The organism is Bradyrhizobium huanghuaihaiense (assembly GCF_007830635.1).
Lineage (GTDB): Bacteria > Pseudomonadota > Alphaproteobacteria > Rhizobiales > Xanthobacteraceae > Bradyrhizobium > Bradyrhizobium huanghuaihaiense.
Window position 1 is genome coordinate 134,695 of record NZ_VLLA01000005.1, and the last position, 17,506, is coordinate 152,200.

The following is a 17,506-nucleotide window of genomic DNA, read 5'->3' on the forward strand; positions in this document are numbered from 1 at the left end:
ATGCAGCAGCTTCAATGTACGAAGTAGTTTGGCTTTGCTGGCCGCCGCCAGTATCGCTCTAGCGCCCCTAGCGCTTCGCTGGCCTCAACATCTCGAATCCGACAGACCCGGCGGATCGAATAACTAAATATTCGCTTCCCCTTTTTAGTCCGGATCGACAACCGCCGCCCAGTATCTGCTTCGGAGAATGACGTACCGTAACACTGAAGTTCTTGGGGGACTTTCTTATGCTGAAGAAAGCTCTTCAACATTAACTGCTTGGCCCTAGCCATCGAGGCAAGCGACCAAACGTCGCCTCCAGTATCGCCCTCCCACAGAACCGCAGCTCCATTTCGATTGAACGAGCATAGCTGCAACGCGGCCACGTTCGCCGACAAAACCTCTCGGAAGTCAAAGTGCAGGGCTAAGTCGCCAACCGTCATCCAACCCGTTCTGCCGCTATTGAGCTGACCTTTTTGAAGGCTCTTGTCGTGGTTCTTGATTGACTTGACCGTAAACCGCACGAGAAACGCCATCTTTGTTGCAGACAGGCCAGTATCCCCCCGTGGCACCACGTCACAAAGCTGCCCGAGCAGCATCCAATATTTCTTCTCTGTCTCAAGCTCACCCTTCCAATCTGCATTTGGCTTATCCGCGGATTGACCGGCCTCGATCTCCGCGAACACATCCCCGGGCACGATTGGGAGAGATAGATCGTTTACTAAAGGCCCTTCCGTCATCACTTCCGCACGACAAATACGGCTAAGCTCGCCGCTTATTACGTGATCGCTGACCTCCAATCCGTTGTCGCCATCGATCTGAAACAACCGAAATCTCGCAAGGAGCGCGTGCAATCCATCGCCATTACCGGCCTTTAGACTTTTCGCTAGCTCTATTCGGTGCTTCTGCTGGAGAATTCGCAGTAGCACTTCTAGCTCCGAGACACCTTCCTTATAAGAATTTTGTAAAACAGCTTTGTTGATGTCAATGAATTCCGTAACGATTATATCTCTCAACGCGGTCACACTGTCGTCGAGAGAGCTTTCCACTTTCTGCAGCATCGCATAGAGAACAACGCCAGCGAGCTTATCTCGAAGGCTCTTCGAAAGCACTTCCTCGCCACCATTCTCCAATACGTTTTTGGAAATCACCGAAAAGCGGATCAGATCCTTTTTGTCCTGCTCTCCATCGAGTATCGCCGTTAGAAAATCTTTTCGCGCAGTGGCCTCCTGTTCGACACCGACTTCTTTCGTCAGCACCACGCAATAATTAGAAGTGTCAGCCTTCAGAAAACCGGCGACGGTCTGCTTCAGAATCGCGTTCGATTGCTCGTCATCAATGCCTTCCCGCTTGAAATCACGATCGACGAGAAATAGCGTGTTCTGATACGTCACCTCCGCGCTCTTCAAAGCGGCCTGCCAATCAGCCCCACTCTTGGGCAGCGCTTCGCATCCCATGCTCTGCATGACGCGATTTGCGAGATCCACAGAAACGTTAGTTCCGACCAAATCGCCTGCACGCTTGGTAAGCTCCGGATCGTCGGAGAGCATTCGGATCAATTCTGTAACCGGTTCGTCTTCCGATGCTACGTCGTCAAGGCCTAGGGCTCCAAACATACCCTCTGTCGCGATGCGATGGGCCAATGCGACAACGTCAACCGGCTCCGCTTCAGCAATAGAAGCAAATATATCGTCGATCCAAATCACCCTCTCGACACCGAGAGCTTTGATGACTGAAGATAGTTGCCCCATTATCGCTCTACTGCGTGACTGATGCCAGATCGATGTCGAATCTATACCGCCTGCCATGGGCGTTCCGGGTCTCTGACAGAGCCACGTCACATCCATAGCGCAGCAATATTTCTCTCGTTATAAACAGCCCGAGACCTCTTCCGGTATCTTTTGGTTTGTCACTCACAAACATGCCAAAAATTCTGTCTTCAATCTCCGTCTTCACGCCGATGCCGTTATCGAACACGGAAATGGTCGGCTTGGAGACCTCAATCGTGATTGTCGGCGCCTTTACTTTGGATTGCGCGGCCGGCACTTGCAACCAATACTCAGAATTCCGAACAAGATTGTCAACGATCTGCATAAGCCGCCCGCGCGGAATATGAACTGTGAAAGGCTTGGCGACATTTACCGCGAGGGCAATATTCTCATCGAGCATCCGACGCTGAACATACGCCTCGTATTCTTTGAGAAACTCGGAGAGCTTGACCGTATCTTTGGTCTCCCGATAGATCTTTAACATCGGATTTAGAATCGAAACCTGCTTCCCGACGAGCCGCACGTAAGAGCGAGCCCCCTGCAGATCGTTTGAAATTTGGGTAAGGCCCGACTTCTGCACAGACCGTTGCGACTTTAGAATAAGTTCGGAGGCGCGATCCAATAGCGGATGAACTTCGTGAGCCAAAGTTTCCGCGGCCATACCGGCGGCAATAAAATCATAAGCGGTTCGGACCTGCGATCGCAGCGCCTGGATTTCTTCTCTCAGCAGTTCTACAGACGCATCGACGTTTGCAACGTTCTGATGCCTTCTAAATCCTTGGATCGTCTTCAGCGCAGTCCTTGTCTGATCCTTAAATGATTGGGCCTCTTTCGCACTAATTCCTTTGGCGTTGGAAAATAGTTCTGCCGCCTTCTCCAGAACAGCTTGCTGGGATTCTAAGGTTGATCGGACATCTTGCCCGAACTTCGCTTGAATTGAGAGCTCTCTGATCGCACCTTCTGGAGTTGGAGCTTTCTCCGCCAAATCGGTCTTTGGCTTGCGCGAATCGTTGAAGCCGCGCCGCAACGCCTCGTAAATATCATTGATTTCGTCCCTCAGTTTCTTTGCTAGTAACAGAAACTGCCGCCATGCCGCGGTATCTACGAATCCCTCCCGGTCCGATTTCTCAACAAGTGACGCATTCCCTTGGGAAGTTATGTCGATATGGCCAACCGTATTTGTTCTTCGGAGGCCGTACCAACTTCCACCCGACGTGACATTAGCGGACATATCAAGCCAATCCGGGTCTATTCGAACGCCGAATCCATCCCGGTAAATCGAAACACCAGCCAGCTTTTGAAACAGCGATTTCAATGAACCGGTCGGAGGTGTCGCGCCTACCTGCTGATCACTACTCTGAGCAGTGTCGTCTGCGCTTGGCAGCATACGAAAATTCAACGAGTAGATGGTGCCGGAAAAATCGCCCGGGTAATTGTCGGACTGGTAATCTTTGATTTCACGACAATCGACATTCCGCACAATGCGATAGAGCCACCGCTTTTGTGCCGGATCGCCCGCAACGCGAGCCAGTCCGAATTTTGGGTAACGTTTTGTGAATTTCGAAAAAAAGTTACTCTCATTGTCGGCAGACCACTTCTCGCCGAAAAAGTCTGCAGTTATCTCGGTGGTTAGCTCTAAGGTGTCGCGGGGCTTTTCCTTTTCGATCACACGCTTCAAAGAAAAGGAATGACGACCCGTCGAATGGAGATCAAGATCCTGCTTCAGACGCTGCAGCTCTAACTCTTGTCCGTCTATGGATATTGAAACTCGAAGAGGATGCTCCTTCGAAAACGGGGAGATCAGGCGAGAGATCCGCGCTTGCAATTCAGATTGATCGGCGGCCTTCCAGTGACTAGCGTCCTCCAACCCCTCAATCATGACGCGGGTGGAGAAGCCTTTTGTAGGGGTTGCCGAGACTTCCCGAACCGGGACTTGATTCAGGGTCTTAGCGGCATCGAACTCTGACCACTGAAACTCCACACCGCTAGCTTCCTTCGTGCTCCCTTTAGGTCTCGATACAAATTGAACGCAGTCACCCAATCGCATCGTACCAAGGCGGCCGATCCCCTTATCACCAAGCGGAGTACGCCCTTTCTTGGTCGAGGATTTGGCCATACCCGAGTCGGGTCGCTTTTCCGACCCACTGATTAGAAGCCACCGAGCTTTGATTTCTTCTAGGGTGATGCCAGGTCCGTCGTCCTCAATAGTAATTCGACCGGTAAGTGCGATCGGAGCTTCGGACGCGCCATCGTTGGAGAGGTCATCACTTGCGCCGGAAGGCGCTTCCGTTCGCTTACCTCCCGCAAAATATTCTTTTGCGCTGGTATCTATTTGGACGCGACATTTATCTGCGTCCGCATCATACGAATTCTTTACGAGTTCGAGCAGGGCCTGCTCGGGGTCAGTGATCAACTCAGCACCGAGCTGCCGAACGACCCTAGTGTCAATTCGAAGCTCCAAGGAGCTATCGTGATCCGCCACAGTTCAATCTCCGTAGGTCGGCCTTACGATGCCAGTCTTTTCCTGTAGAAGCACACATGCTCGATCTGCATCAATGAGCCTATGGAATTGTGTGTCGGCATGCGCTTTGAAGGAATAGCACGTTTTAGCTGCGTTACTTCATACGCGCCATAATAGTCATGAAGCTCGCCTAGCACGGCAACCAACGGCGCGTCGGTCGACCTAATTCGCCGCTGCCCGACCGTCCAAGCAAGATAACCACCCGAGTTGACGGTCTTTAGTATGTTTTCCAACGCTCGTGACAAATCACGACAGTAAGCGGTCCAGCGCTTGGCTGCTTGCCTATCAATACCTAGTAGTTGTCTGTACATCTTGGAGAAAGATGCAGACTTCTCGCTTAACTCCTCGATCATAACATTGTCCAAGCGAAGGCCGCCCCCCATACTCGCGGTATCCAATGAATGCGTGCTATCTAATAGAGCTTCATCGATAGACGAGTCGATATCGGCGTGCGGAATCCAGCGAAGCGCCAGGTAGGAAAACTGGCCGTAAGGCACCGTCGTTCGATTGTCCCCATAAGGTGGGGACGTCAGTACGAGATCAATTGAATCGCCTCGATCCAGTCCGGGCTTCGATATGCTTTGAAGCTTTATCGTTGCCGTCGAGATCATCTTTCCATTTACAAGAACGCCAAGCTTCCTTAGTCGCGCCTTTTCCGCGATCATCCGCTCGACATTCGATTTCAATACAGACGTGAATATAGGAATGGCCACGCCGTCCAAGCGCTCTAGATCTTCGCTTGGGCGGATATGAAGCTTGAACGTCGACGTACGAGAATTGCTGCATCGCCTAATCGTTTCAGCGAGCGCCACCCACATGAAGCGACGACATTGTATATTGTCGAGCTTCTCGATAGCGCGACGAATTCTCGAGAGCCCAATCGAATTCGAGCGCTTGAACCATTTGCTCTGATTAACAAAACTTACCGCGTAGTCGCTCCGAGTGTCGGCCGCTATCCAGGCAAGGACTTGCTCCGCCGCTGCTGCATACATGCCCGCGTGAAGAGGGCTCGCTTTCACCTTGGCAATCAAGATGGCCAACGGATTGATGTCGTAGCCGACAAACGACCGGCTCGCCGCAAGTGTCTCCGTTAACGCAGTACCGGAGCCCACAAACGGGTCAAGAACCGTCTTTGCCTTAGGCGCGGCACGAACCATAGACGCTAGGATGTCACGCTGCATCGCAGGGACCATCATGGCCGGATATTGGATTAGGCCATGTGCTGCAGTCCGGCCGGCGTCGCCGGAATAAGACCAAGCCGAGCCCGTTTTTCGCTGAAAATCCGCAGTCTCGCTCAAAGACGCAATCAATGTGCGGTCGTCAGCGTCTAACATCCGGAGGCCTCTGCGAGTAGACTCACTCAATTTCAGCGTGCTTATAGCGTGATCAGCTTAACAAGTCGCTGATAATGCGACAGATTTCCTCAGGCAATTGAACGGTAGAGCGGGGGCGCGGGGCCATGTGTTTGACCTCGGGCGAAATTCAATTGAGGTCCCTCATGGGAGACGTGACCTGGGGGTAGTCGCCGCGCCCCTCCCCCCGGGGGCATGAACCGGCCAACGCCAATTCAAGAGGCGGGGGTGAAGCGTTGCGTCTTCATCAGTCACCTTGGAGGACAGGCAGACCTTAGAGCGCACTTGCCGAGAGTGGAAGGCTGCGAGAGCTTTGGCAAACCCTTCTCCCCCGCAGCCCGCGAAAGATTACCTCAGGGATGAGGTGGCAGGGGCGGCTGTTTGAAGTAGGCCAAAGCCCCCATAATGCCGCCGATGATCCCCATCACGGTACCCACGAGCTGCAACCGGCTCTGCCAGTAGTCCCACCTAGCTTTCTGCTCGGCCCGGATGTCTGAGCGGAGCTTTGCCGCTCCTTTCCGCGTCAGGTACCTCTTCCCGAAGACGGCCGATTCTTCCCAGTCATCTTCAGCCTGGGGAATTGGTAGCCGGTAATGAGCGGCTTGGGCGTAGAGCCGTTTCGTCTCCGCGATTTCCATCTCGTCCCTCACGAAGCGCAGCTCGTGGTGTTCAGACTCCTCTATGTACTCAATATCCTTGCGAGGTTTCTTGGCCGCCTTCGCCGCCTCGATGTCCTTGGCGTAGGCCTTCGAGATCTTCCGCTCGGAGCGCCGCATTCCTCGCACCGTCAACCAATGCCTAAGACCGCCTAGCATCTCGCCCTCTCCGACTCGGCCCCGATTCGCAAATCATAGCTCGTCAGGCGAAGGAGGCTGCCCAAGAGCAAACCAAACGTCGAGGACCAATTCTCTATTTTTTTGACATTCCGCAGCCCCACGATCTGAAGACGCTAAAGCATGCAGAGAGAGTCCGGCTGATATTGCCGGAAGGGTGCCGCATCTCAGAGGTGACCACGTGGCAACAACTCGCCGGTTTACCCCCGTGTAGCCAGTTGCAAAGCTCGCGGCGGCATGCGTCCCGTGGTCCTCTAGAAGGTGCCCGCTCTGGGAACACGAATTGGCGACATTCCGCGACGCTGAGGTCGTGATCTTGTTCGACATGAGCGTCTCCAATGAGTCATTTTGACTCATGGCCAATTGCCAAACGTTCGTTAGCCTAGTGGGGATACAGCGAGGACGACATGGCGCGAGACAGGCATACCGCTCGGAAACCGCAGCGCTACATTGCATATCTAAGGGTCAGCCGAGAAAGTCAGGGCCTCCATGGACTCGGCATCGAAGCTCAACGCAGATCGGTCCGCGAGTATCTTGCCCGAGTAGGTGCGACCGACGCGCTGTTGGCAGAATACGTTGAGGTCGAAAGCGGAAAGCGGGACACGCGTCCAGAGCTGCTCAGAAGTTTCGCTCACGCTCGCAACGCAAGGGCGACGCTAATAATCGCTAAGTTAGATCGACTCTCGCGAGACGTACATTTCCTAACTGGGCTAGAGCGGGCTGGCATTGAGTTCATTGCTTGCGACCTTCCAAACGCAAACCGACTTACGATCACGATCCTCGCAGCGGTGGCTGAGCACGAACGAGACATGACCGCCGAACGTACAAAGGCGGCCCTCGCGGTAGCGCGGGATCGTGTCGCCAGGGTTGGCCAGAGAGGGCACCCCGAGGTCAGGCGATTAGGCAACCCGAATGGCGCGGTCCACCTACAGAAATACGGCAACCAGGCGGCAGTCGCGGCTCTAAAGTCGAAGGCCGACGCGACGGCTCTACGGCTCCGCGACAGCCTACAAGCCGTGGTGGACGCAGGCGCTAAGTCCGCTCGCAGCATCGCGGCTGGTCTAAATGATCGCGGCGTCTTGACCCCGCGAGGCGCTCTTTGGGATTCGAAGGCTGTGATCAACCTAAGGCGCCGGCTACGTTCGTTAGAGGACGGGACCACATACACCCGAGACTCTGCCAGTCACCTGTGATTGTTCATGGTCCGCGGCGGCCCGTGAGCCTGATGACTGACCTGTTCGCTTAGGGGTAAGCTCCAGGGCACCCCCTCCTCTGCTTCTCGCTGTGTCATGTACATTGGGGTGGCAGCCGGTGCCGATGACTTCGGTCGACGGGGACCGGCCGGTTCCTCGCTCCAATCTCTGCTGCCGCCTACAGCTTCGGTAGCCCGACTCCCTCCGGGGACGTCCGAGCGCTTGCCGCCCCTCCCCGCCTAGCTCCCCGTGAGGTCCGCCGCTCGGGCGTCTCGGTTCACCATCCGAACTTCACTGGTGTCGCCTAGATCGTAGTTTCCTGTGATTGACTCACGGTCTGCGCCCCTCCTCGACTTCCTTTGCCTCCGACGTTCTAGGCCTTCATGCTTTCGTCAAGTGTCCATGGAGTCGAAGTGGTGAGAGCACTCTCTATGTGTACGCCTGATCGAGACTGCCTGCTGCTCTGACAATCGCGGTGCTCATCCTACAGGTGGCCTAGGCTCATCATGCCGCAGTACCCTCTGCATGGCTCCAAGGGGGTAGCTCTCTCCCGATACCCCTTATTCTGCAGGCTTTTTTCAATTTTTTTTCATCGTAAGCGTTGCCTTGCATGCAGAAGCGATTACGTGATGTCGTATGGTGCGCAATCGTGCGGCCATGGATAAAGGAAAATCAAAATGTTGCTGGATGCAACGCAGGAAGACATCGACTGGTTTGTCGGCACCGTGGACAATTTCGGATCGATAGAGATCATCCGCAAAAACAAGAATCCAACGCTCATCCTGAAATTCAAGACCCCGTATCTCGATAAGCTCCTGGCGATATGCGATGCCCTTCAATATGCGGGGTCTCCCTCCGGTCCGAAGAAGCCATCAGGCGACTCAGTTCAACCGCAATACGAGCTAGTTTTCCGCGGTCAGAATCTGGCGATGATCGAAAACATTGTCGTGCCGCGCATGAGAACGGGGAAACGCGAGGTGTTTGCGAAACGGCGTGCTGAACTTCATGGCATGCGCAAGAGCCTAGGACTGAATGGGCCGCAATATTTCATCGACGCGGCAGCAGAGACGGCGACTTAATTACATTGCTTCGACTAGCATTCCGGCCGGAATTCGAGCTTCCGAATTTCGACGCGAGGTGCACCGCACCCGATGGGCCGTGGGCCGGAATGGGTTTCGAATCATCCAACATTCAGGAAGGAGTATCAGTCTTGTTTCGAGGCAAGACCCCATCGCGTGCCCAGTCGAAACACCTATTGAAGGAGCGCATTGAGCGCGGTGCATTTGCCGGGGTGCCTACATGCATCATCCCGGGCTGTGGGCGACTACTATGAAGGCCGCCAAGAAGGGGCTGGCCCCGCATCACTGCCGTTCTCATACGGAACACCGGCAGCGGCATGGCAGCTATTGGCTCAGCACCTACACGGCCGCTGAATTGAAGCCGTACCTCACTGCAGCGACCGCTTATCTTCAGCTCCGGGCAGCGAACGACAAATTCATTAGCGCAGCTATAAACTCCACGCGGTTTGCTCTGGAGCAGGCTGGGCCCGCCGAAATCGCGACTCGTTTGAAAGGCCTTACAGCCGCCAAGCGGGCAAAGATCGGATTGGCCCGCCTCCGCGTCGCCAAGGTCAAGCCAGAGCGCATTGTCTCAATCGTCGTTGCCGTGAATGCGCTTGCCGAGGAGCGGGGGCACCGGTCAAAAGAATTCCGGACGGTGCAGGCGTGCAAAGCCGTGCACAGGCTTGCCAGTGGCACAGGGTGGCTGACTTATGACGCTGAGGGCCGCGAGCATCGTTCTAGGAAGCGAGCCTATCCGAGATCATCTGGCCGCGTACTGCGCGTGATGGGGGGAATGCTGGAGGAGCCCTGCGAGTGGGTCATCGAGAAGCACCTGAAGAACGTGCTAGCCCACAAGCGGCGCTACGGACGTGGCCCACGCAATGCGACTAGTTGAACGCTCCGGCCGACAATTGGCTCGCTAGTTTTCTAGCGTGAGATCAGGTCAGATTGGTCAGGTGCGTCAATAATCGATGTTAGAGCCGGTCATTTTAAGCACTTAGCCACATGTCCCCCCAAGTGCAGCCAATGATGTTCGATCCGCAGCTTCGCGCGAAAAGCGCGGAGCTCCAGGCCGCTGTCAGCAGGCTCGCAGACACATTGCTGGCCCACGAGGCTGCGAGCGGCTCCCGCAAGAGGGCACGAAAGGAAGCGGACGCGGCGAAATTCTCATTGGCCGTGGAGGCCCTGGCCTGCAATCTCATTTTGCTAAAGGCCACGGGGAGCAACGCTAAGCTCGCCGTGCCCCGGTCACATGCCGTCCTCTGGCAAGGGAATCCTGTTCTCGGTCAACATTTCCTAAGTGTCATCGACCTTCTATCCGCCGTTGGCTTGATCGCGGAGGGGCGGCGCGGCTACAGGATCTCCGCTAAGTCAAAAATGCCGTCGCTCATTGAGCCACTAGAACGCCTCGCGGATCATCTCCTGCTATCTTCGCCCGAATGGCGCGCAATCCGTCAACTTGATGATCCCGTGTTGGTCATTCTGAAGGAAGGAAAGGACGAGGACGGGAACGCCGCCACCATCGCCTATCGCGAGACCGCGCAGTCTAGAAAGTTCGCGAAGCAAGTTCGGAGCATAAATGGATTTCTCCGCGAGGCTGACATTGAGGTCGTGGGCCAGGACGACACCGGCCCGTCCTTAGGAAGGGATGGACAAATCATTGCGCCCTATCGCCGCTCGCTCAGACGCATCTTCAATAACGCCACGTGGCTTCACGGTGGTCGCCTTGCGGGCGGCTTCTGGATGTCAATGGAGCGTACGGAACGCTCTCGCATTCGTATCGACGGCCAACGGGTGGCGGAGATCGACTATGGGCAACTTTTCCCGCGCCTCGCTTACGTGCGGGCCGGGGCGCCCCAGCCTGAGGACGACCTCTATGATGTTTTCGGGAAGGGCACCGGCCGCGATGGCTGCAAGAAGCTCATGAACGCATTACTGTTCTCGCGGGGGCCGCTGAAGAATTGGCCCGAGGACACGCGCCGGCATTTTCCGGATGGCATCAATCTCCGGACGGCAGTCGAGATGCTCGCCGCGAAGCATGCGCCCATTGCTCACCTGTTTGGGAGGGCCCTTGGTTTCCAACTGATGCGCATCGAAAGCGATATGCTCATCGAGGTTCTCACTGAATTATCGGCTGCTGGAGTCACCGCCCTGCCTCTCCACGATGCGGTGCTCGTCGCGAAATCCCACGTGGGTGTGGCGCAGGAAACGATGGGAGCCGCTTTTCAACGCTGGAGTCGCTCGTCCTGCGCGATCGTCTCAGTGAAATTTCCGCAATAATTACAACGCCCTAATTCTTACGCCTCCGCTAATGGAGGAGAAAGCTAGAGGGAAGAGAACTTAGAGGAGCGACCTTGGTGGGTTTATCTCCGTGAGCCTCTAAGGGTTTCCTTCAAGTTGGGAGGGTGACACCACCCCTCCTACATGGCCCCCTTTTAAGGGCAATCCACTAAGGCCGAGCTTGCAGCCCCCAAGGTCGATCCAGTAGGGCCACCTCTTAGTTCGGGCGAATGAGTCCCCAAGTCCCTTATTGTAGCGCTCGATGATGAAGCCAAAGGGGTGGCGCGACGCAGAAATACCGAGCCTACTGGGGTCCGCTTTGGCGGGAAGCCGACATCCGCCGCACCACGAGCAAGTGAATTGCCGCGGCAAGATCGACGGAGCGCCCAAGTCAATTCGCAATCGCATTGGCGACATCGCGAATGATGTAGAGTAGCCATCCGAGTTTATCGAGGATCACATGAGATCTCGAAAGTCGCAGCAATAGCTACTTTCCGAACTTGAACCAGCCCTTCATGGCTTTGAGTGCGTCCACTACCGGCTTCCCGTAGGCCATAGTCCCAGATAGGCCGAGTGCCACCTCAGGCACGGCTCCCGAGAGATTGCCTACCACCATAAGCGACGAGAATAGACCAAACGTAAAGGCTTTATCGCAGATCTCGTTGTAATGCGATGTCCAATACTCTGCCACTCCCTGTGAGAATGATTTGACGCTACTGGCTACCTCTTTTTCCTTTATGCTGCCCTGCTTCAACGCCTCCGGGTGTGTCCGCAAGACTTCGAGCTGACGCTTGAGCTCGGTTAGCTTTTGCACCTCATCGTCCTTCTGCGCATTGGCTTCCGCCGAGTTTGGGCGGTGATGCGACAGAACGACTAATCGTTCCTCGATCAAAACAACGGACGTCGTGATTGCGGCCGAAAGCGCAGTGGCGTTTACCACGACGGCCTTGCCAATTCGTGTCCGTTGCACCTTTATTATTGGCTTCTTTTTAGGGGGAGGCGGGGGAAACTTCTCAGCGTACTTACGAAGCGCGTCGCCCATCTCTCCCCATCTGAGAATGCGCAGGCCGGGCGCGTAGTCTCTTCTCTCCTCAAGAACTTCCGGATGAACGACCTTTCCTACTACCCAGGTCTCGTCAACCTCGCCAACTTCATAACGTCTCGGTCTGCGGTTGAGTACACGATTGAGTTCGATATGCCGCACCGTGGGCATCATTATTACTTCGAGCTTTATCAGATCTTCGCCACCGGAATACCCTACCATTATCATCGTTAGGAGGGACCGTTGCCGGAGCGATTGCACCACCCTAAAGCCGGCGCCTTCAAACGCATTCGTAGCGTCGGCTTGTAATTCCACCTCCGCGACCTGGCGGTGGTCTTTCCGAGCTAAATGCTTGATGCTGACAGTTTTCTTTTGTCGCTCGATGCGCCGTGGTCGTGTTGCCATGTGCCCCTCCTGCCGGTCCAGTACACACGGTCTCGAAAATCTGTGCAAGGTTGCATCCGGTTACGCTTCACTAAACATAGCGTTAGCTACGACTGCTAGGGTCACATGCTGACATTGTGTGAGTGACTGCGGAAGTCCGCTTTGGATCGAGAGCGATCTTGGGCAATGCGGTCCGGTTCCCAGTGACGGCCCCTACTCTCTCGCGGCCGGTGCTCAAAGTGATCAACCTGACACCGGACGAGATTCAGGCCTGCCCCGCCCCTTCCTCTGAGGCACAGCAAGAGATCAGGGGTCGTATTCAGGGCCTTCGCCAAGCGGGTCAGGACGACGATGGTGCAATTACGGGTGCCTCGCTCCACCTGACTTACATAGGTCCGGTCAAGCCCAGCCTCTAGGGCCAAATCCTCTTGGGACAGCCCGAGGCTCTTGCGTGCCCTCCGCACGGCCTTCGCCACCACATCAACGATCCCGGTCTCGTCATCCATCCCGAGAGCAGGCCCGTCGTGATGACTTTTGGTCTACGGACTATGAGACGGGATACGGACGAACTTGGAGTAGTAGCCACCATTGCGGATGCCCTCCCATCGCTTGGGCGGTCCCATTTTTTCGTTGAGGCTTGATGACTATCGTCTACATTCCTGTGCAGGGTCTATGAGGAATAGAGATATGACCTCCACCGGAAGCACCGCCCCGAATCCCCACGAAGACGACCCCTCAGCGCCGTCGCGACTTCAAGAACCACCGATCCTCCGCTAGTCTCTCCAACCAACGCCACCAAGGGGATGACGAGCTTCTGCAATGCCCGGGTCAATTACGGTCGATCGTCTCAAATCTCACCCAGTCGTTGGCACGTGGTTCGTCCTCGGAAGCAACGAGGAATTTCCCGGTGTTCTATACTTTGAAGACGATAATCTCCGTCTGACCCTCTATCTTACGATTGACGGGAACACACCCTTCGAAATTCTTACCCGAACCGACCCCCGCTTAATGCCTTTCGCGCCGCCGAATCAGCCAACGCTACTCGGTCGAACGAAGGCAGCAGGGCACGTGACACTTTTTAACTGCCCGCAATTGACTTACCAATCTGCAGTTCAGTTAGACCCGCCTCTGGCCCGGGTCGAGCTAACGCTGGGACCGTCCCAGGCGTGGAGCGGCTCTGGTTTCGTTAGCTCCGAAGAGCCCTATCAAGAACTAAGCTTTCGTGCGCCCGGCCTGCACAACATTCTATCGACGATTGACGTTGACCGTCAGTTCCTCGTCGAATCGAAGCCGAAGCGCAAGAGCCCGACGCATAAGCTGAAGAAATTGACTGGCGCAAATGAGGCCATTCTCATTCACCACCGCGAGCAGCCAAAAGCCCAAATTGTCAGAGCGGACAAATCGTTTGAAATCCAATTCGCGTCGTCAATTGCACAGAACAGTTCGAGCCTGGACGGGATCAGCATAACAACGTCAGACTCGGTCCATATCTTGTCGCAGGCTGCGACTTTAACGGAGCTTGTGAACGTAGCTTATGAAGTCGAGCAGTTTCTTGCTCTGTTGTGCATCGGGCCATTTCGCGGTGAGAGAGTAGCACTCAGCCTCGACATGATTCACAGGGCGGAACTGATCTGGAAGATAGGAAAACAGAACCGCTTGGCACGTTTCTCCCTCATGCCTCACCAGATGCTCGTCCCTTTGGGAAGGCACCCCGAACTCGCACGACAAGCGTTGGAGAGATGGTTTGCCGCGAGTGAGTCGACTCGTCTAGCGCGTTGGCTAATCTTTGATGCCCTCTTTACCGAGGTGTCATCGACATCGAAATTTCTTTCCGTAGCGCAGGCGTGGGAGATCGCTGGTCGCGAGGAGAGCAAGGCCGCTCCCTACAATAAACAGAAGTTTAAAGCGGCCTGTCGAGAAGTTGAGAAAATACTGAACAATCAGCTTGGTGAAGATGCGGCGAAGCGGCTCTTACAGTTGTTGCGCTCTAGCAATCGGGAAAGCTTTGCAAACTTCGTTCAAAATATGATGAAGGACATCCCGCGACTCGCATTAGATCGGATTTGCAGAGACCGATCCAATTTTGTTTCCGCTGTAGTCAAGACACGCAATGTGCTGACGCACATGCAGGACGGGAAAGATCTTCCGATTGAAGTGGCATCATATCTATCTCTCTTTCTCACCTATAAGCTGATCGTGCTCTATTGCATTCACACCTGCATCACCATGGGACTGCCTCTTGATAATCTCGCCGGGATGCTTGACAATAACACCATGGCACTGACGGCTTGTCGGCCTCTGCCTTCAGTCTAAGGCAGTATGACAGCGACTGCGCACCACTGTCATTTCATTCTGCTCCGCTCAGAGAACTTGGCGACACTCGCGCACTTCGTGCACGGCATACTCGCTTGTAATCATGGCCATCACCCAAGAAGCGAAAGCGGCCGTCCAATTGCATTCCATGAAATAGGCAGAGGTCGGAGAGGCCCGACTTCGATGATGGGTTTATCTCTATCAGGATGGGATCAGAACTTTCATTGAAGGCAACATCGAATATCACGTCATCAAGATGGGAAGCATCGCGAAACTTTGTGAAAAATGAAGAAAGAGATCTGCGAATGTCGTTTGCATTCGCGACTATTCCCGGATAGGTGACACCTTCCGTGTAGTGATATTGAGAAATACCACGCAGTTGCCGGCCCAACATGAAACATCGAAACTCTTTCCACTGAGGTACATTGATCCACTCACGCAAAAATAGATGGGATTGATACCCAGCCAAGTGGGCTACCGCTAGGTCGAACCGCACTCGCTCCCTCGATGTCAGGATTATTGCTAGACTTTGCTGCGCTGATCGAACTCTAAATCCATATCTGAGACCGTGCGCGCTATCTTTTGGACTGCGAGAACCGAATCGCAAGTACGCGCCGCGGTAGTACGAGCGTAAAGCAGTATTCAAACGAGGCCGTATGCTTTCGATGGCGTCGTCGAGGCGATTAATTGCGAATGGATTTGTGGCTACATTATCAACTGCCCCTATATCTCTCAGTTTCAAATATCGTAGTATTCCGGCGCACTGCATTCGGGACAATCGTACGTCAGTCTGACGAACAGAGAGTTTTCGCAACCCCAACGGCCAATTTTCCAGGAATGTTGGTGAGGCCACATTGATAAATCTCTCGGCGCCCTCTCTGCTTGCTGTCGCGTCTGAGAATGTCACCATGGTCTGGCCGGGTGCCTAGGGACAACTAACTTTATAACGGCGCGATCTCTCACCATGCGGCGGACTCAGCTTCTGCAGGTTAACGCCGGAAAGGTCCAACCCATCCATAGTGTGAGTTGAAACGATTAGAATGCCGTTGATATTCGAGCTCGTGAAGAAGGACAGAATCCTAGCCCGTGTCGCGAGGTCGAGGTGATTCAATGGTTCGTCGAGTATCGTGATGGGGCGCCTTCGCAGTAAGCATCTGCCAAGAGCGAGCAGCTGTCGTTCGCCACCGGACAAGTTACTGCCGTATCGACCTACATCGAATTGCAGCCCCAACATTGCGTGAGACATCTCTAATGCCTCAGTCTCAGCGGCTCGACCCTGCCTGATACCCAGCTCGACTAGCAAATCGTACAGACCAGTTAGATGGGTGATCTGATCGCCGAGCAATTGCTCGGTGGACGCTGCATTTTCATCGAGGCATAGATTCGCGAGGACCGTGCCGCTAAACAGACTTGGATGCTGAGGCAAATACGAAATCCAATCTTGTTCTCGTAGATTGCCCCACATCTCATCAAATCCGTTCACAACGACACGCCCATTGGCAGGCTGCTCCAAGCCCGCAAGCGCTCTCATAAATGTCGACTTTCCTGACCCGCGAGGCCCCATAAGCACTGTCGGCTTTGACGCCGTAGCCTCGAAGGAGTCGATTGCTGAAATTGCAATACCATCGCGGACCGCACGAAAGCCATTCACCAACAGACGCGTTGGCTCAGATGCGTGGCGTGGGGCATGGGAGTATCGGCAACTCTCAGCTCGACCCGCTTTTAGTGCCTCCAAACCAAACATTGATTGCAGACGATTGAGGCTCACGAGAGCGCTACTTAACGACTGAATATTAGACGAGACATGAATCATATGCCCAAGCATGTTGGGGAGCGCCCAAAGAAGCACTGGAACAACGGTGGCAACGGAGCCTCCGTCGGTTCCTAGGAGCATGGCGGTTACGAACCCGAGCATGATGCCAATGGAGGGGGTTACAAGATTGAGCGCAACTTGCCACGACAAGGATTGGCTGAATCTTGCGTACGCGATGCGTCGGTCGGCGATCAGGTGGTCTGACATCCGCGCAGAGATACGCTCCTCATGGCAGGCATATATTTCTTCGGCGGCCATCAGGTGATCTTCAGTGAAATACCTGACCTTATCTGCCGCGGCCATGACGATGGAGTCGTTCCGTGCAGTTCGGCGGGCCAGCGGAATATTCACGGAGTAGAAAAAGACGACAACGAGCAGCATCCCGACGCCGACCGGAATCGACTGAAACAAAAACCAAGCGATATACGCCGCTAATGACAAAAGGCCGCTGGCGACACCGAGTATCGACACCACCCCCGACATGGTGCGACCAAGGTCAACCGTCAGGAGCGAAACCGCTTGCGAAGTACCGACTCTGTTGCGAACCACGCCGCCAGATCGCAACATGTACAGTAGCAAGGCTTTCTCTTGCGCATCGCGGTAGCCTATCGCGAGTTTTGAAGATAGCTGTTCGTATCCCATGGCCTGGACGGCTTGCGCCGAAACAACGATCGAGAGCGCCAGGCAAGCGTAGAGGGTGCTTTTTGATACCTCGTTGGATGATGCTCTAACAGTGGCGAAGAGTTCAGCTATCAGAGAATTCGAGACGACGACAAGGCATGCACCTACAAGTCCTGTCGCGAGGACCGCGCAGGCAGCCACTCTGTGGTCAGGCCCCAATATAGGGCGACCAAATGCCCTGATCGAAGAGGACGAGTCTTCGGGATTGCCGTCCTGAGGCATTGCCAGCCTCGATAGCGTTGTGTAAAGTAGCGTTGCGCTTCCTGTGCAACTTAACTGACAGAT

13 protein-coding genes are annotated in these 17,506 nt (G+C 54.8%); 5 read left to right on the top strand and 8 right to left on the bottom strand.

Annotated elements, in window-relative coordinates; genetic code table 11:
• Positions 1-11: 11 nt before the first annotated feature.
• The 4 genes from IQ16_RS13365 to IQ16_RS13380 all read right to left on the bottom strand — a co-directional run bounded on the left by IQ16_RS13365 (position 12) and on the right by IQ16_RS13380 (position 6,397).
• A complete protein-coding gene (locus IQ16_RS13365) occupies positions 12-1,730 on the bottom strand; it encodes a hypothetical protein (protein WP_145831506.1) in 1,719 nt (572 codons plus the stop codon).
• Between the two features lie 7 nt (positions 1,731-1,737).
• Positions 1,738-4,230: an ATP-binding protein gene (locus IQ16_RS13370; RefSeq protein WP_145831507.1), complete on the bottom strand. Its 2,493-nt coding sequence runs from the start codon at positions 4,228-4,230 to the stop codon at positions 1,738-1,740.
• A 23-nt stretch (positions 4,231-4,253) separates the two neighbouring features.
• Complete coding sequence (locus IQ16_RS13375; RefSeq protein ID WP_145831508.1) at positions 4,254-5,603, bottom strand: DNA methyltransferase; 1,350 nt, start codon at positions 5,601-5,603, stop codon at positions 4,254-4,256.
• A 371-nt stretch (positions 5,604-5,974) separates the two neighbouring features.
• A complete protein-coding gene (locus IQ16_RS13380) occupies positions 5,975-6,397 on the bottom strand; it encodes a hypothetical protein (RefSeq protein ID WP_145831509.1) in 423 nt (140 codons plus the stop codon).
• 464 nt (positions 6,398-6,861) lie between these two features.
• On the opposite strand from IQ16_RS13380, the gene IQ16_RS13385 reads away from it, so the two are divergent.
• The 4 genes from IQ16_RS13385 (at position 6,862) to IQ16_RS13400 (ending at position 10,988) form a co-directional block, all read left to right on the top strand.
• Positions 6,862-7,647, top strand: a complete 786-nt coding sequence (locus IQ16_RS13385) for a recombinase family protein (RefSeq protein ID WP_145831510.1) — start codon at positions 6,862-6,864, stop codon at positions 7,645-7,647.
• 677 nt (positions 7,648-8,324) lie between these two features.
• Positions 8,325-8,726: a hypothetical protein gene (locus IQ16_RS13390; RefSeq protein ID WP_145831511.1), complete on the top strand. Its 402-nt coding sequence runs from the start codon at positions 8,325-8,327 to the stop codon at positions 8,724-8,726.
• Between the two features lie 250 nt (positions 8,727-8,976).
• Positions 8,977-9,603, top strand: a complete 627-nt coding sequence (locus IQ16_RS13395; RefSeq protein WP_244635666.1) for a hypothetical protein — start codon at positions 8,977-8,979, stop codon at positions 9,601-9,603.
• Positions 9,604-9,734: 131 nt separating this feature from the next.
• Positions 9,735-10,988 carry a hypothetical protein gene (locus tag IQ16_RS13400; protein ID WP_244635668.1) on the top strand — a complete coding sequence of 418 codons (1,254 nt, stop codon included), beginning with the start codon at positions 9,735-9,737 and terminating at the stop codon, positions 10,986-10,988.
• Between the two features lie 487 nt (positions 10,989-11,475).
• Here IQ16_RS13400 and IQ16_RS13405 read toward each other — a convergent pair whose 3' ends face one another.
• Both IQ16_RS13405 and IQ16_RS47500 read right to left on the bottom strand, forming a co-directional pair.
• Entirely contained in the window at positions 11,476-12,435 is a 960-nt protein-coding gene (locus tag IQ16_RS13405) for a hypothetical protein (RefSeq protein ID WP_145831513.1), read from the bottom strand.
• Positions 12,436-12,536: 101 nt separating this feature from the next.
• Positions 12,537-12,920, bottom strand: coding sequence for a helix-turn-helix domain-containing protein (locus IQ16_RS47500; protein WP_145831514.1), 384 nt, complete (start codon positions 12,918-12,920; stop codon positions 12,537-12,539).
• Positions 12,921-13,233: 313 nt separating this feature from the next.
• Between IQ16_RS47500 and IQ16_RS13415 the strand changes: the two genes are divergently transcribed.
• Positions 13,234-14,727: an ApeA N-terminal domain 1-containing protein gene (locus IQ16_RS13415; protein WP_244635670.1), complete on the top strand. Its 1,494-nt coding sequence runs from the start codon at positions 13,234-13,236 to the stop codon at positions 14,725-14,727.
• 34 nt (positions 14,728-14,761) lie between these two features.
• On the opposite strand, the gene IQ16_RS47625 is transcribed toward IQ16_RS13415, so the two are convergent.
• Together IQ16_RS47625 and IQ16_RS13425 are read right to left on the bottom strand one after the other, a co-directional pair.
• Entirely contained in the window at positions 14,762-15,637 is an 876-nt protein-coding gene (locus IQ16_RS47625) for a cell division cycle protein 123 family protein (protein WP_145831516.1), read from the bottom strand.
• Between the two features lie 15 nt (positions 15,638-15,652).
• Positions 15,653-17,443 (bottom strand): ABC transporter ATP-binding protein, encoded by a 1,791-nt coding sequence (locus tag IQ16_RS13425; RefSeq protein WP_145831517.1) that lies wholly within the window; start codon positions 17,441-17,443, stop codon positions 15,653-15,655.
• Positions 17,444-17,506 lie beyond the last annotated feature (63 nt).

Excerpts from the sequence above, each read along its gene's own strand:
- IQ16_RS13425 (WP_145831517.1), bottom strand. The coding sequence starts at position 17,443 with ATGCCTCAGGACGGCAATCCCGAAGACTCGTCCTCTTCGATCAGGGCA.
- IQ16_RS13395 (WP_244635666.1), top strand. The coding sequence starts at position 8,977 with ATGAAGGCCGCCAAGAAGGGGCTGGCCCCGCATCACTGCCGTTCTCAT.
- IQ16_RS13375 (WP_145831508.1), bottom strand. The coding sequence starts at position 5,603 with ATGTTAGACGCTGACGACCGCACATTGATTGCGTCTTTGAGCGAGACT.
- IQ16_RS47625 (WP_145831516.1), bottom strand. The coding sequence starts at position 15,637 with ATGGTGACATTCTCAGACGCGACAGCAAGCAGAGAGGGCGCCGAGAGA.
- IQ16_RS13365 (WP_145831506.1), bottom strand. The coding sequence starts at position 1,730 with ATGGGGCAACTATCTTCAGTCATCAAAGCTCTCGGTGTCGAGAGGGTG.
- IQ16_RS13385 (WP_145831510.1), top strand. The coding sequence starts at position 6,862 with ATGGCGCGAGACAGGCATACCGCTCGGAAACCGCAGCGCTACATTGCA.
- IQ16_RS13390 (WP_145831511.1), top strand. The coding sequence starts at position 8,325 with ATGTTGCTGGATGCAACGCAGGAAGACATCGACTGGTTTGTCGGCACC.
- IQ16_RS13405 (WP_145831513.1), bottom strand. The coding sequence starts at position 12,435 with ATGGCAACACGACCACGGCGCATCGAGCGACAAAAGAAAACTGTCAGC.
- IQ16_RS13415 (WP_244635670.1), top strand. The coding sequence starts at position 13,234 with ATGCCCGGGTCAATTACGGTCGATCGTCTCAAATCTCACCCAGTCGTT.
- IQ16_RS47500 (WP_145831514.1), bottom strand. The coding sequence starts at position 12,920 with ATGGATGACGAGACCGGGATCGTTGATGTGGTGGCGAAGGCCGTGCGG.
- IQ16_RS13400 (WP_244635668.1), top strand. The coding sequence starts at position 9,735 with ATGATGTTCGATCCGCAGCTTCGCGCGAAAAGCGCGGAGCTCCAGGCC.
- IQ16_RS13380 (WP_145831509.1), bottom strand. The coding sequence starts at position 6,397 with ATGCGGCGCTCCGAGCGGAAGATCTCGAAGGCCTACGCCAAGGACATC.